Origin of the sequence: Micromonospora sp. NPDC047812 (assembly GCF_040704175.1) — a bacterium.
Lineage (GTDB): Bacteria > Actinomycetota > Actinomycetes > Mycobacteriales > Micromonosporaceae > Micromonospora.
The window spans coordinates 531,567-546,044 of the sequence record NZ_JBEYRY010000002.1 but is presented as its reverse complement, the minus strand read 5'-3'; the positions used below and the strand labels follow the sequence as shown (position 1 = coordinate 546,044).

The 14,478-nt window shown below is 74.8% G+C and carries 12 protein-coding genes; 7 read left to right on the top strand and 5 right to left on the bottom strand.

Annotated features, from left to right (window positions below; all coding sequences use genetic code 11):
- Nucleotides 1-217: 217 nt before the first annotated feature.
- Nucleotides 218-487: a hypothetical protein gene (locus AB0883_RS10160; protein WP_366640908.1), complete on the top strand. Its 270-nt coding sequence runs from the start codon at nucleotides 218-220 to the stop codon at nucleotides 485-487.
- A 47-nt stretch (nucleotides 488-534) separates the two neighbouring features.
- Here the strand turns inward: AB0883_RS10160 and AB0883_RS10155 are convergent, their stop codons facing one another.
- Nucleotides 535-1,188: an HNH endonuclease family protein gene (locus AB0883_RS10155; protein ID WP_366640907.1), complete on the bottom strand. Its 654-nt coding sequence runs from the start codon at nucleotides 1,186-1,188 to the stop codon at nucleotides 535-537.
- A 457-nt stretch (nucleotides 1,189-1,645) separates the two neighbouring features.
- Entirely contained in the window at nucleotides 1,646-3,454 is a 1,809-nt protein-coding gene (locus tag AB0883_RS10150; RefSeq protein ID WP_366640906.1) for a phospholipid carrier-dependent glycosyltransferase, read from the bottom strand.
- Nucleotides 3,455-3,457: 3 nt separating this feature from the next.
- Here AB0883_RS10150 and rsmI point away from each other — a divergent pair, with 3 nt between their 5' ends.
- Nucleotides 3,458-4,306, top strand: coding sequence for a 16S rRNA (cytidine(1402)-2'-O)-methyltransferase (rsmI, locus tag AB0883_RS10145; RefSeq protein ID WP_366640905.1), 849 nt, complete (start codon nucleotides 3,458-3,460; stop codon nucleotides 4,304-4,306).
- A 24-nt stretch (nucleotides 4,307-4,330) separates the two neighbouring features.
- On the opposite strand, the gene AB0883_RS10140 is transcribed toward rsmI, so the two are convergent.
- Nucleotides 4,331-5,344, bottom strand: a complete 1,014-nt coding sequence (locus AB0883_RS10140) for a hypothetical protein (protein WP_366640904.1) — start codon at nucleotides 5,342-5,344, stop codon at nucleotides 4,331-4,333.
- Nucleotides 5,345-5,502: 158 nt separating this feature from the next.
- On the opposite strand from AB0883_RS10140, the gene metG reads away from it, so the two are divergent.
- A complete protein-coding gene (gene metG / locus AB0883_RS10135; protein WP_366640903.1) occupies nucleotides 5,503-7,305 on the top strand; it encodes a methionine--tRNA ligase in 1,803 nt (600 codons plus the stop codon).
- Between the two features lie 63 nt (nucleotides 7,306-7,368).
- On the opposite strand, the gene AB0883_RS10130 is transcribed toward metG, so the two are convergent.
- Nucleotides 7,369-8,220, bottom strand: a complete 852-nt coding sequence (locus AB0883_RS10130) for an alpha/beta hydrolase (protein WP_366640902.1) — start codon at nucleotides 8,218-8,220, stop codon at nucleotides 7,369-7,371.
- A gap of 88 nt (nucleotides 8,221-8,308) precedes the next feature.
- Nucleotides 8,309-9,541 carry a hypothetical protein gene (locus AB0883_RS10125; protein WP_366640901.1) on the bottom strand — a complete coding sequence of 411 codons (1,233 nt, stop codon included), beginning with the start codon at nucleotides 9,539-9,541 and terminating at the stop codon, nucleotides 8,309-8,311.
- A gap of 82 nt (nucleotides 9,542-9,623) precedes the next feature.
- Here AB0883_RS10125 and AB0883_RS10120 point away from each other — a divergent pair, with 82 nt between their 5' ends.
- From AB0883_RS10120 to AB0883_RS10105, 4 genes are all read left to right on the top strand, one after another.
- On the top strand, nucleotides 9,624-10,550 hold the full coding sequence (locus AB0883_RS10120) for a TatD family hydrolase (RefSeq protein ID WP_366640900.1): 927 nt from the start codon (nucleotides 9,624-9,626) through the stop codon (nucleotides 10,548-10,550).
- Nucleotides 10,551-10,605: 55 nt separating this feature from the next.
- Nucleotides 10,606-11,475: a 16S rRNA (adenine(1518)-N(6)/adenine(1519)-N(6))-dimethyltransferase RsmA gene (rsmA, locus tag AB0883_RS10115; protein ID WP_366640899.1), complete on the top strand. Its 870-nt coding sequence runs from the start codon at nucleotides 10,606-10,608 to the stop codon at nucleotides 11,473-11,475.
- Nucleotides 11,476-11,485: 10 nt separating this feature from the next.
- Nucleotides 11,486-12,442 carry a 4-(cytidine 5'-diphospho)-2-C-methyl-D-erythritol kinase gene (locus AB0883_RS10110; protein ID WP_366640898.1) on the top strand — a complete coding sequence of 319 codons (957 nt, stop codon included), beginning with the start codon at nucleotides 11,486-11,488 and terminating at the stop codon, nucleotides 12,440-12,442.
- A gap of 183 nt (nucleotides 12,443-12,625) precedes the next feature.
- Nucleotides 12,626-14,431: an ABC-F family ATP-binding cassette domain-containing protein gene (locus AB0883_RS10105; RefSeq protein WP_366640897.1), complete on the top strand. Its 1,806-nt coding sequence runs from the start codon at nucleotides 12,626-12,628 to the stop codon at nucleotides 14,429-14,431.
- Nucleotides 14,432-14,478 lie beyond the last annotated feature (47 nt).

The window sequence follows — 14,478 nt, the reverse complement described above, 5'->3', positions numbered from 1 at the left end:
CGTCGGCCGGCGCCCGGTGCGGCGGTTGGCGACCGGACCGCCGGGCCGGTAACCGCTCCACGGTCGGCGTCGCGAGGGCCATGGTGGTGAACGTACCGCAAGGCGTAACGCCGCAGCGTCCCGCGGCGCTGACAGGGCGTCGCCGGTGGGCGAGGCCGGTCCACTGTCGACCGGCCTGACGGGGGCGGGTCGCCACGTGGACCGGAGAGGGAGAGCGATGACCGATGGTGCGGAGTCCTCGGCGTCCGGGGCGGACGAGCACGCTCCACTGGCTCCCGGCTGGACGTGCGGCACGTGCGGCGCCGACTGGCCGTGCGCGGACAAGCGGTCCCGTCTGCTGGAGGAGTACCGGCTCGACCGGGCCATGCTGAGCGTGTACCTGGGGTCCTGCCTCGCGGCCGCCGCACAGGACCTGCCGCCGTCGCCCGGCACGTCCCTCCAGGACCGGTTCATCGGCTGGCTGCCCCGCAACCCCCGGGCGTTCTGACCGCACCCCGGAGGCGACCGGCCGGCCGCCCCCGGGGTGCCCGGCGGTCAGTACGCGTGCGTCACGGTGATCGTGATGTTCGTGCAGGAACTCGCCCGGCTGGTCAGCGCGCTCTTCTCGGCGCTGTCGACGCTCAACCGCCAGCGGGTCTTGACCGCCACCCACTCGCCGACGTACCGGCACTTCTCGTTGGTCGGCATCCAGGTCGCCGGGTCCTGGTCGCCCTTGGCCTGGTTGACGTTGTCGGTCACCGCGACCAGCGACCTGACGTCGCCGAGGTCGTTGGCGAACGCCTGCCGCCGCGTCGTGGTCCAGTTGCGGGCGCCCGAGTCCCACGCCTCGGCCAGCGGGACCAGGTGGTCGATGTCCAGGTCGGACGGGTCGGTCCAGTAGGCCGCGTCGTAGTAGGAACGCCAGCGCCCGCCGGTCAGCTGGCAGCCGGAGCCCACCGTGGGACCGGTGGTGGCCTCGGCGATCAGCACCTCGTTGCGGGTGTTGCAGCCGTCGGAGTCCGCGTCGGTCCAGTGCGGGAACAGGTCCCGCGAGTAGCCGGTGCGGCTCTCGGTGGCCACCGGGAGGTCGGCGACGAGGGTGCGCAACGGTACCGAGACGGTGGCCGCGTGGGCGGGGGCGGACAGGCCGAGGGTGGCGGCGGTGACGGTGGCCAGCAGGCCGCCGGTCCAGCGGAGGGTACGGGTCATCGTGAACTCCGTCCGATCGATCGGGGGGTGGCTGACAGTGCAACCGGCCCGGGTGCCGACGGACCGGACCCAGGGTGACTGGAGAACCAAATCGATCGATACGTTACGGGAACACTCCCGTTGGTGGGAATCCCGATGGATGCAAAATATGGCGGATGCCGGCCCCGCTGACGTGGCCGATCCGTACCGTTTGCGCGAGATGACGGACCGTAAGATGTCGGATGTAAACCATCCGTGCCGTGTCGCGTAGGTCGGAAATCTGACCGAAGTCGACCCGTTGTGCCAGTGGTATGTCGTGGTTAAGCTCTTGATGCGCGCCCCAATCGCCCGCTTCCCCCGTGGCAGGCGATCGGGGCGCGCTTCTACGTCGAACGGGCCCGCACGCCACCGCGTGCGGGCCCGTTCTCCGTGCACCCGCCGCGCCGCCCGGGGCGCGCGGCGGGTGCCGTGCCGTCCGTCAGATCCAGCGGCCGTCCAGCCACATCCGCGCCGACCACTCGGCGTACGGCAGCACCTTCCCGACGAAGATCGGATAGAAGTACGCGAAGCAGAGCGCGACCAGCAGGACGTACGCCCCGGCGATCACCCCGCCGACCAGCCTGCGGTCCCGGGCCTCGTCCGACTCCCGGCCCTCGGTGACAGCCCCGGCATCGCCCGGCTGCGCGGCGACGGCGCCCGGTGGAGCGCCCGGTGGAGCGGCCGGCGTGATGATCGCGCCGAGCACGTAGACCACCGCCAGCACCAGGAACGGCAGGGCCGGCGCGGTGTAGAAGGAGAACATCGTCCGGCCGTCGAGCGCGAACCAGAACCAGGGCAGCAGGCCGGCCGCCACGACGAGCAGGATCGCCCCCGCCCGCCAGTCCCGCCGGGCCAGGCCCAGCCAGGCCAGCGCCGCCAGGGCGGGCAGGAACGACCACCAGAGCAGGGGGGTGCCGAGCAGCAGGATCTCCGAGGCGCAGCTCGGCGCCCCGCAGGACCCGTCGCCGGACCAGTAGAAGGCGACCGGCCGGCCCAGCAGCAGCCACTGCCACGGCCACGACTGGTACTTGTGCGAATCGTCGAGTCCGGTGTGGAAGCCGTACGCCGCCTTGTGGTACTCGATCAGGTTGTTCAGCGCGCCGAACACCGGGGTGTCGCTCAGCGGGGCGTTCGGGTAGCGCTCGGCGAGCCGGTAGTAGCCGTCGTCGCCGAGCAGCCAGCCGGACCAGGTGCCGACGTAGGTGAGCACCATCAGCACCCCGGCCAGCACCAGCCACGGCACCTCGTCGAGGAGGGTGTCCCGCCACGGCCGGCGTACGCCGGCGGAGCGGCGGACCCCGACCTCCCACAGGACCACCAGCAACGCGAAGACGGGCAGGAAGTAGAGCGCGCTCCACTTGACCGCGCACGCGCAGCCGAACAGGACCCCGGCGGCGAGCCGCCACCACGGCCAGTTCCGCCAGCCGCCCGCCGGCCGTCCGGCCCGCCCGGGCCGGCCCGGGTCCAGGCCGGCCTCCAGCGCCCGGGCCCACCGGCGGCGCCGGGCGTCCCGGTCGAGCACCAGGGCGCCGAAGGTGGCCAGCACGAAGAACAGCAGGAAGATGTCGAGCAGCGCGGTGCGGGACAGCACCAGGTGGAAGCCGTCCAGCGCGAGCAGCAGGCCGGCGGCGCAGCCCAGCGCGGTCGAGTGGAACATCCGCCGGCCGATGCGGACCAGCAGCAGCACCGACAGGGTGCCGACGACCGCCGCCGCGAACCGCCAGCCGAACTCCGGCGCGGTCGTCGTCAGGTGCCCCGGCACGGAGATGCCGTGCTCGGCGTCGGAGTAGCCGAAGGCCCACTCGCCGAGCCCGATCAGCCACTTGCCCAGCGGGGGGTGGACCACGTACGACGGGCCGCCGTCCTTGTAGTTCCACTCGACGCCCTTGTCGACCAGCCCCCAGGCGTCCCGGGCGTAGTAGGTCTCGTCGAAGATCTTGCCCGGCGGGTGGCTCAGGCCGACGAAGCGCAGGATCGCCGCGATGGCGACGATCACGCCCGTGGCGAGCCAGGAGCGCCCGTCCAGCCGGGCCTCGACGGTGGCCAGCCGCCGCCGGACCACGCCGGGGATCCCGCCGGCAGCCGGGGACGCACCCTCCGGCGGGCCCCCGTCCGTGAGATCCCGCTCCGCCTGGTCCGCGCTCTGTGCTGTCGACGCACTCGTCACCCGGCGATCGTAGGCTGCGAAGGTGCCCGGTGGCGCCCGTCGTCTCCGATACCGGGCAAGCCGTCGATGAAGGAGTGGCATCTCGTGGGTGAAAAGTCCGAAACCGGGCGCCTGGTCCTGCTCGGCGCCCCGCTCGGCAACCCCGCCGACGCCTCCGCCCGGTTCCGCGAGGTGCTCGCCGCCGCGGACGTGGTGGCCGCCGAGGACACCCGCCGGCTCACCCGGCTGGCCCGGGACCTCGACGTCACCGTCGGCGGCCGGATCGTCTCCTACTTCGAGGGCAACGAGGAGCGGCGCACCCCCGAGCTGGTCGACGTGCTGACCGCCGGCTACCTGGTCGCCCTGGTCACCGACGGCGGCATGCCGAGCGTCTCCGACCCGGGCTACCGGCTCGTCACCGCCGCCCTGGACGCCGGTGTGCCGGTCACCGCCGCGCCCGGCCCGAGCGCGGTCACCACCGCCCTGGCCCTGTCCGGCCTGCCCTGCGACCGGTTCTGCTTCGAGGGCTTCCTGCCGCGCACCGGCGGCGCCCGCCGCTCCCGCCTGCGCGCCCTCGCCGCCGAGGAGCGGACGCTGGTCTTCTTCGAGGCGCCGCACCGGATCGCCGCCGCCCTCACCGACCTGGCCGCCGCGTTCGGCGCCGACCGGCCCGCCGCGCTCTGCCGCGAGCTGACCAAGACGTACGAGGAGATCGTCCGCCGCCCGCTCGGCGAGCTGGCCGACTGGGCGACCGAGGGGGAGCCGCGCGGCGAGATCACCCTCGTCGTGGCCGGCGCGCCCGAGTCGGCCCCCGAGCGGCCCGACGACGACACGCTGCGGGCCGCCGTCGCCGCCCGCGAGGCCGCCGGGCTGTCCCGCCGGGACGCGATCACCGAGGTCGCCACGGAGTACGCCCTGCGCCGCCGCGACGTCTACGCCGTCGTGCACGCCTGACCCCCGACAGCAGCCTGCCGAAGGTCACCAGGCGGCGACGAGGAAGCCGGCGGTGATCACCAGCGGGCCGGTCAGCGCGCCGGCGACCGCCCAGCGGCGGGCGCGGGGGTCGGCGAGGCGGGTCGAGCCCGTCCACCGGGCGATCCCGACGGCGCAGCCCAGCACCACCAGCAGGCCGAGCAGCCAGCGCAGGTGCGCGGCCGGGCCGGTGTCCGCGTACGCGGTGCCGCCGTCCGGGCCGGTCATCCGGGCCGGCAGCGTCGTGCCGGTCGCGGCGCGCTCGGCGGCCACCCCGCTCACCCGCACGCCGTACGCCGTCCACGTCTCGTCGGCGGGGGCGAAGTTGCCCCGACAGCGTTGCGTGAGGCCGCCTCCGGTGCAGTCGGCGATCACCACCGTGCCCCGCGTGGCGTGTCCCACCGCCAGCCAGAACGGGCCCGCGCTGACCCAGGCGAAGAACGCCGTCACCAGGCTCAGCGCCAGCAGCGCGGCCAGCCCCGGCAGCGGTTCGGGTGGGCGCGGGGTGCGTTGGGTCCGCCGCCGCGCCGCGTCGTCCCGGGCCGACCGCTGCCGCTCGTGCGGCGGCTCCTCCCGGATCGGCGTGCCGTCCCAGTGCACCAGCTCGATCGGCGGCCAGTACGCGCCGTCGCCTCCGTCGGACGCATCCCCGCCGCCCCCGCCGTCGGGCGTGACCCGACCCTCCGGCGTACGCCCGGCGTCGTCCCGGTCGGGCGTGCCGGCGGGGGAGCGACCCCGGCGGGGCCAGCGGTTCGGCTGCCGGACGGGGGCCCGGCGCGGCAGGGCGTCGACCGGCGCCCCGGTCGTGGGCTCCACCTCGACGGCGGGCGCGGGGGACGGCGGGGCCGCCACCGCCCCGGCGGCCTCGGCGGGCGGTTCCGGCGGCGACTCCGGCGGCGCGGCGGCCGGGACCACCCGGGGGTGCGGCGCGCGGGTGCCGCGCGGCGCCCTCCCCGCGTCGCCGTCCGTCGGGCCGGAGGGACGGTCGTCACGATCCCGGGCCGCTCGTCTGCCAGTCACGGCGTTCATTGCACCCCGCGACCGGGGCCTTGGCCGGCAGCTCAGGCCGCGTGTCGGCGACAAATCGGGCAAACAGCGGACCCGGTCCGGCCGGGCCGCCGACCCGGGGGCCCTATTGGTTCGCGGTCACCGCGAGCGGGTCACTAGGCTTGCTGGTCATGAGTCACGTTCTCGCGGCGGTCGCCTGGCCGTACGCCAACGGCCCGCGCCACATCGGCCACGTCTCCGGTTTCGGCGTTCCCTCCGACGTCTTCAGCCGGTACATGCGGATGGCCGGGCACGACGTGCTCATGGTGTCGGGCACCGACGAGCACGGCACTCCCATCCAGGTGCAGGCGGACGCCGACGGGGTCACCCCGCGCGAGCTGGCCGACCGCTACAACCGGGTGATCGTGGAGGACCTGCACGGCCTCGGGCTCTCCTACGACCTGTTCACCCGCACCACCACCCGCAACCACTACGCGGTGGTGCAGGAGCTGTTCGAGGGGATGCACCGCAACGGCTACATCGTCCCGAAGACCACGATGGGGGCGATCTCCCCGTCCACCGGCCGGACGCTGCCCGACCGCTACATCGAGGGCACCTGCCCGATCTGCGGCTACGACAGCGCGCGCGGCGACCAGTGCGACAACTGCGGCAACCAGCTCGACCCGATCGACCTGATCGACCCGAAGTCGCGGATCAACGGGGAGACCCCGAAGTTCGTCGAGACCGAGCACTTCTTCCTCGACCTGCCCGCCCTCGCCGACGTGCTGCGGCAGTGGCTCGACACCCGCGAGGGCTGGCGGCCCAACGTGCTGCGCTTCTCGAAGAACCTGCTCGACGACCTCCAGCCCCGGGCCATCACCCGCGACCTGGAGTGGGGCGTGCCGATCCCGCTCGACGGCTGGCGGGACCGCCCCGACAAGCGCATCTACGTCTGGTTCGACGCGGTGATCGGCTACCTCTCCGCCTCGATCGAGTGGGCCCGCCGCTCGGGCGACCCCGAGGCGTGGCGCAGGTGGTGGTCCGCCGACGCCGAGGGCAAGGACGCCCGCGGCTACTACTTCATGGGCAAGGACAACATCGTCTTCCACTCGGTGATCTGGCCGGCGCTGCTCTCCGGCTACTCCGGCGAGGGCAGCCGGGACGGCGAGCCGGGCAGCCTGGGCCGGCTCAACCTGCCCACCGAGGTGGTCTCCAGCGAATACCTGACCATGGAGGGGAAGAAGTTCTCCTCCTCCCGCCGGGTCGTCATCTACGTCCGGGACTTCCTGGAGCGCTACGACGCCGACGCGCTGCGCTACTTCATCGCCGCCGCCGGCCCGGAGAGCAACGACACCGACTTCACCTGGGCCGAGTTCCTCCGCCGCAACAACGACGAGCTGGTCGCCGGCTGGGGCAACCTGGTCAACCGGTCCGTCTCCATGGCGGCCAAGAACTTCGGCGCGATCCCGCCCGTCGACCCGGCCGGCCTCACCGAGGCCGACGAGGCGCTGCTCGCGGTCGCCCGGGCCGGCTTCGCGACGGTTGGCGACCTGATCGCCCGGCACCGCCAGAAGCAGGCCATCGGCGAGGCGATGAGGGTGGTCGCCGAGGCCAACCGGTACCTCTCCGAGCAGGCGCCGTGGAAGCTCAAGGGCGAGGACGACAAGCCGCGGATGGGCACCGTCCTGCACGTCGCCCTCCAGGTGGTCAGCGACGCCAACACGCTGCTCACCCCGTTCCTGCCGCACTCCGCGCAGAAGGTGCACGAGCTGCTCGGCGGCACCGGCGTACACGCCCCGATGCCGGTCATCGAGGAGGTCGAGGACCTCGACGGCGGGCCCGCGTACCCGGTGCTGACCGGCGACTACACCGTCGGCGCGCGCTGGGAGTCCGTGCCGCTGGAGGCGGGTCGGCCGCTGGCCGCGCCGAAGCCGGTCTTCCGCAAGCTCGACCCGTCGATCGTCGACGAGGAACTCGCCCGCCTGGCCGGCTGACGGCCGCCCCCGTGCCGACGGGCGCGACCCCCGAGGGGGCCGCGCCCGTCGCCGTCGTGCGCGTCAGGCCCGGGCCATCGCCGGTGCCCCGATGAAGTCCATGATGCTGCGGTTCACCTCGGCCGCGTTCGTCCACGGGGTGCCGTGCGGGGCGCCCTTCAGGGTGACCAGCTGGCTGCCGGGCAGCATCGGCTGCAGCCGCTGACCGGTCTTCGGGTACGGCAGCACGGCGTCGGCGTCGCCCTGCACGATCAGCACCGGCACGTCGATGCGGGACACGTCGCCCCGGAAGTCGGTCTGCCAGGCGTCCACGCTGTCGTGGGTGCCCTTCGCCGAGGCCCGGGCGCCGATCTCCCAGTGCGCCCGGAACGCCTCCTCGCTGACCAGCTTGCCCTTGTTCTCCTGGTAGTTGAAGAACGCCTCGCAGAAGGTGGTCAGGTAGGCGAACCGGTCGTCGATGATGGCCTGCTGGAAGCCCTGGAAGAGGCTCTTGTCGACGCCCTCCGGGTTGTCCGAGGTCTTCAGCAGGAACGGCGCGAGCGGGGCCAGCAGCACCGCCCGGTCGACCCGCTGCGAGCCGTACACGCCCAGGTAGCGGGTCACCTCGCCGGTGCCCATCGAGTGGCCGACCAGGATCGCGTTCCGCAGGTCCAGCTCGGTCATCAGCACGTCGAGGTCGGCGGCGAACGTGTCGTAGTCGTACCCGGTCGCCGGCTGGGCGGAGTTGCCGAAACCCCGCCGGTCGTACGTGATCGTCCGGTACCCGGCGGCCTGCAACGGCCCGGTCTGCTTCTCCCAGGTCGACCCGCTGAACGGGAAACCGTGGATCAGCACGATCGGCTGACCGGAGCCGTGGTCCTCGTAGTACAGGTCGACGGGGGCGGAGTTCTCCGTCCCCACGGTGATGAAAGGCATGCGCGTCTCCTGGTCACGTGACGGTCGGACGCCCGCGCTTTCCCGCCCCGCCCTCGGTTATGCCGCCGGAGGCGGGCGCCGGGCCTGCTCAGAGCGCGTACGGCAGGTCCACCACCCGGTCGTCGGTGACCTCGGCCGCGGGCGCCCACGTCTCGTAGACGCCCCGCTCCTGGCACTGCGCCCCGGTCTCCGCCACCGCGTCCGGACCGGGCCGGCGCAGGCGCAGGCGCAGCCACCCGGACTCCTCCCGCAGCACCAGGCAGGGCACGCCCCGCCAGTCGGCCAGCCGCAGCCGGCGGGCCGCCGACTCCACCGGGTACCGGGCGGCCCGGGTCATCGCCAGCACCCGGAACCCGCCCGGCAGGTCGGCCACCGCCTCGTACTCGCCGCCGGCGTAGCCGCCGACCAGCCGGGTGGAACGGGGCGTCTCGCCGGTCGGCACGTACTCCTGGTCGGGGGAGAGCCCCGGCACCGCCGCCAGCAGGTGCCGCCACTGCGGGCCGACCATCCGCAGCCAGCCGCGCTGCTCGGCCTGGTAGCCGTAGAGCACCACCTCCACGCCGTCGGACGGGTAGGCGAGCAGGGTGGCGTTCGCCGGCATCGGCAGGTCCGCGAAGTCCCGGGTGACGAACTCCGGGACGAGCTGGGCGCTGCTGGGCACGAAACCGGTGCCGAGGACCGCCCCGCCCAGCCGGTCCCGGGGCGCGAGTCCGGTCAGCCCCCGGTGCGCCCCGCCGACCGGCACGTCGTAGTCGGCCGGGTCGGCGGCCCGCCAGCGCAGCGCGTACGTCACGTCCGCCCCGTCGGGACCGTCCGTGCCGTCGGTGCGCAGCACGGCCGTCGCCGCCGGCGTACGCAGGTGCGCCACGTCGTGCTCCCGGTAGCAGAAGCCGTGCGGGAGCCACCCGCGCACGTATCCGGCGAGCTGCCGCGCGGAGAGCACCTTCACCATCCGGGTGCCCCGCCGCAGCACCGCCGAGGCCCGCACCGCCGCCAGCGTCGGGTCACCGGCCGCCGTCGGCTGCTGGCTGAGCTGCTGCACGTACGCCCAGCCCCGCTCCCGGTGCAGCGGCACCAGCAGCGGGGACTCCGCCTCGTCGCCCGGCTCGGCGGCGGGATGCACGACGGTGACCTCGGTGGCGTGCACGAACCTGCGCCACGGCAGCGGGGCGCCGGGCCGGGGCGCCCAGTCGAAGCCGGGCGCCTCCTCGGCACTGAACAGCTCGTAGGCCGCGCCCCGGGCGATCTCCTCCGCCGGGTACACCACGCCCCCGTACGTCACGCGCGGGCTGTTCCCGCCGGCCTGAGGGGTGAGGGTCACGCCGACGACGCTAGGCGCGCGATGTGCCGCCCTGGTGAACAGGCGGTGGCGTCCCCACGACGCGGACCACCGGCGGTGTGTGATGCTGGCCGCGATGAGCGAGCCCACCGAAACCCGCAAGCAGCGCGCCGCCCGCCGGGCCGGGGAGTTCCCGCCCGTGCCCGAGCCGCTGCCCCGCCCCGTGCTGGACAGCCACACCCACCTCGACATCACCGTCAGCCAGGCCGGCGTGCCCCCGCAGCCGCAGGCGGACGGGGACCCGGGCGTCGTGCCCGTCGGGGACCCGGTCGCCGTGGCGGTCGCCGTCGCCGCCTCGGTGGGCGTCGACCGGCTGGTGCAGGTCGGGGTGGACGTCGCCTCCTCCCGCTGGGGGGCCGACGTCGCCGACAGCCACCCTGCCGTGCTGGCCACGGTGGCGCTGCACCCGAACGAGGCCCCCCGCCTGCCCGACCTGGACGAGGCGCTGCGCGAGATCGAGGCGCTCGCCGCCCGGGACCGGGTGCGTGGGATCGGCGAGACCGGGATGGACTTCTTCCGCACCGGCGAGGAGGGACGTGCCGTCCAGGAGGAGAGCTTCCGGGCCCACATCGCCATCGCCAAGCGGTACGGCAAGGCCCTGGTCGTCCACGACCGGGACGCGCACGCCGACGTGCTGCGGATCCTCGACGACGAGGGCGCGCCGGACACCGTGGTGCTGCACTGCTTCTCCGGCGACGCCGACTTCGCCCGCGAGTGCGTCCGCCGGGGCTACCTGCTCAGCTTCGCCGGCACGGTCACCTTCGGCAGCGCCGCCGCGCTGCGGGAGGCCGCCGCGCTCACCCCGGTCGAGCAGATCCTCGTGGAGACCGACGCGCCCTACCTGACCCCCATGCCGCACCGGGGCCGGCCGAACGCCTCGTACCTGATCCCGCTGACCGTACGGTCGCTGGCCGGGACGACCGGCACGGACCTGGACGAACTCTGCGCCGCCATCTCCGCCACCGGCGACCGCGTCTTCGGCCCGTGGTGACCGGGAGGGCCCCTGGCACGCGCGCCCCCGCGGCGGCCCGCATAGGCTACGGGGCGTGACCGGTCTCCTCGGCCCGGCGGAGATCCGGGAACTGGCCGCCCGGCTGGGCGTCACCCCCACCAAGAGGCTCGGCCAGAACTTCGTGCACGACCCGAACACCGTCCGGCGCATCGTCACCGCCGCCGGGCTGGCCCCGGACGACGTGGCGCTGGAGGTCGGCCCCGGCCTCGGCTCCCTCACCCTCGCCCTGCTGCCGGCAGCCGCGCACGTGCACGCCGTGGAACTCGACCCGACGCTGGCCGGCGCGCTGCCCGACACCGCCGCCCGGCACGCCGGGCCCGATGCCGCGCGGCTGAGCGTGCACCACGCCGACGCGCTGCGCGTGCGCGCCGCCGAGCTGGCCGACCCGCCGCCGACCGCGCTGGTGGCGAACCTGCCCTACAACGTGGCCGTGCCGGTGGTGCTGCACCTGCTCGCCGAGCTGCCCAGCCTGCGCCACGGGCTGGTGATGGTGCAGAAGGAGGTCGCCGACCGGCTCGTCGCCGGCCCCGGCTCCAAGGTGTACGGCGTGCCGTCGGTCAAGCTCGCCTGGTACGCCTCGGCCCGCGCCGCCGGTAAGGTCCCGCCGAACGTGTTCTGGCCCGTGCCGAACGTCGACTCCGGGCTGGTCGCCTTCGCCCGCCGCGAGCCGCCCCGCGCCGACGTACCCCGGGAGCGGGTCTTCGCCGTGGTGGACGCGGCCTTCGCGCAGCGCCGCAAGACCCTGCGCGCCGCGCTGGCCGGCTGGGCCGGCGGCGCGGACCGGGCGGCCGAGGCGCTCACCGCCGCCGGCGTCGACCCCGGCGCGCGCGGGGAGTCGCTCACCGTCGCGCAGTTCGCCGCCATCGCCGCGTCGGCCCCGGCCGCCCCACCCGCCGCGCAGTAGGCTGACGCCCGTGACCGAGGCCTGGGGACCGGACGACGAGGACGAGCAGCGACGGCGTGGCGCCAGCGGACCGGTGCGGGTCCGGGTGCCCGCCAAGGTCAACCTGCATCTCGGGGTGGGACCGCTGCGCCGCGACGGCTACCACGAGCTGAACACCGTCTACCACGCGATCTCCATCCACGACGAGCTGACCGCCCGTCGGGGCGACACGCTCACCCTCACCATGGAGGGCGAGGGCACCGGCGAGCTGGCCCTGGACGACACCAACCTGGCCATCCGGGCGGCCCACGCCCTCGCCGGCTACGCCGGGGTGCCGCCGCACGCCCGGCTGCACCTGCGCAAGCAGATCCCGCTGGCCGGTGGGCTGGCCGGGGGCAGCGCCGACGCGGCCGCGGCGCTGGTCGCGTGCGACACGCTCTGGGGGACCGGGCTGTCCCGCGACGAGCTGGCCCGGATCGCCGCCGACCTCGGCTCCGACGTGCCGTTCCTGATCCAGGGCGGCACCGCGCTCGGTACGGGCCGGGGCGAGTCCGTCAGCCCCGTGCTGGCCCGCCCCACCACCTGGCACTGGGTGGTGGCCGTTGCCGACGGCGGCATCTCCACCCCGGCCGCCTACCGGGAACTGGACCGGCTGCGCGAGGCCGGCGCCGCCGGTGAGCCGCTGGGCAGCACCGACGCGCTCTTCGCCGCGCTGCGCCAGCGGGACCCGCAGGTGCTCGCCGCGGCCCTCGGCAACGACCTCCAGGACGCCGCCCTGGCCATGCGCCCGTCGCTGGCGGAGACGCTGAAGGCCGGCGAGGCGGCCGGCGCGCTGGCCGGCATCGTCTCCGGTTCGGGGCCGACCTGCGTCTTCCTCGCCGCGGACGCCGCCGACGCCGAGCGCATCGCCGCGGAGCTGACGTCCGCCGACGTGTGCCGCGAGGCGCGTACCGCCCACGGGCCGGTGCCCGGCGCGCGGATCGTCTGACCAGCCCACCCTTCCCCGACCCCGCACGCCCGGTCCCGGGTACCGCTTCTCCCCGGGGCCACGGGTGCGGGATCGCGGGAGCCCGCGCCCGGCGGCCGGCGGGGCGGTCCGCGTACGCTGGGAGGCTCAGGCGTCCCAGGTGCCGGCCGGCACCGGGACGCCTTGATCATGGGAGGTGAGGTCGTGGCCAACATCGTCAACCTGGACCGGGTGTCCAAGGGCTACGGCGCCGCCGGGCCGCTGCTCACCGACGTCTCGCTCGGCCTGGACGACGCCGACCGGATCGGCGTGGTCGGCCTCAACGGCGCCGGCAAGTCCACCCTGCTGCGGCTGCTCACCCGGATCGAGGAACCGGACGACGGGCGGGTCACCCACCGCCGCGACCTGCGGGTCGCCTGGCTGCCGCAGAGCCTCCAGCTCGCCCCCGACGCCACCGTCCGGGACGTGGTGCTCGGCACCGCCTGGCTCGGCGAGAGCATGGGCGCCGAGCACGAGTGGGCCGGCGACGCCGGGGTCCGGGCCATCCTCGACGGCCTCGGCATGCCCCACCTCGGCCTCGACCAGCCCGTCGGCCCGATGTCCGGCGGCGAGCGGCGGCGGGTCGCGCTGGCCGCGCTGCTGGTCCGCGAGTCCGACCTGCTCATCCTCGACGAGCCCACCAACCACCTCGACGTCGGCGGCGTCGACTGGCTGGCGAGGTACCTCGTCGGCCGCAAGGGCGCCCTGGTCGTGGTCACCCACGACCGGTGGTTCCTCGACGCCGTCTGCACCACCACCTGGGAGGTCGCCGACCAGACCGTCCGGGCGTACGAGGGCGGCTTCGCCGCCTGGACCCTCGCCCGGGTCGAGCGGGAGCGGGTCGCCGCGGCCACCGAGGCCCGCCGGCAGAACCTGCTCCGCAAGGAGATCGCCTGGCTGCGGCGCGGGCCGCCCGCCCGCACCTCCAAGCCGCGCTTCCGCATCGACGCCGCCAACGCGCTCATCGCCGACGTCCCGCCGGTGCGCGACACCATGTCGCTGCAACGGCTCGCCACCGCCCGGCTCGGCAAGCAGGTGTACGACCTCGAGCACGTCACCCTGCACGCCGGCCCGAAGGAGATCCTGCGCGACGTCACCTGGCAGGTCGGCCCCGGCGACCGGATCGCCGTCCTCGGCCGCAACGGGGCGGGCAAGACCACCCTGCTGCGGATGCTGGCCGGCATCACCCGCCCCGACGGCGGGCGCTTCGCCACCGGCTCGACCGTCCGGCCGGCCTTCCTCTCCCAGGAGCTGGCCGAACTGCCCGGCCACCTGCGCGTGCTCGAAGCGGTCGAGGAGGTCGCCCGGCGGGTGCAGCTCGGCGACCGGGAGGTCTCCGCCGCCCAGCTCGCCGAGGTCTTCGGCTTCGACGACCGGCGGCTCTGGACGCCGGTCAGCGACCTCTCCGGCGGCGAGCGTCGCCGGTTGCAGATGCTCCGGCTGCTCGCCGGGGAGCCGAACGTGCTGCTGTTCGACGAGCCCACCAACGACCTGGACACCGACACCCTCGCCGCGCTGGAGGACCTGCTCGACTCCTGGCCCGGCACCGTCATCGTGGCCAGTCACGACCGGTACCTCATCGAGCGGGTCACCGACGTCGCGTACGGGATGTTCGGCGACGGCCGGCTGGTGCACCTGCCCGGCGGCGTCGACGAGTACCTCGCCCGGGCCGCCGGCCAGCCCGGCCCCGCGATGCCGGGGCCGGCCCCCGGGGCCGGCGCCGACACCTCCGCCGCGACCGGCATGTCCGCCGCCGAGGCGCGGCAGGCCCGCAAGGAACTGGCCCGGCTGGAACGGCAGGTCGCCAAGCTGGAACAGAAGGAGGCGACGCTGCTCGACCAGCTCGCCACGCACGCCACCGACTACGCCAAGGTCGCCGAACTCGACGCCCAGCTCAAGGAGCTGCGGGCCGAGCGGGAGCGGACCGAGGAATCCTGGCTGGCCCTGGCCGACGAGATCCCGGCGATCTGAGCCGCCCCTGGTCGCGGCGCCGCACGGGGAGGCCCCCGTGTGCGGCG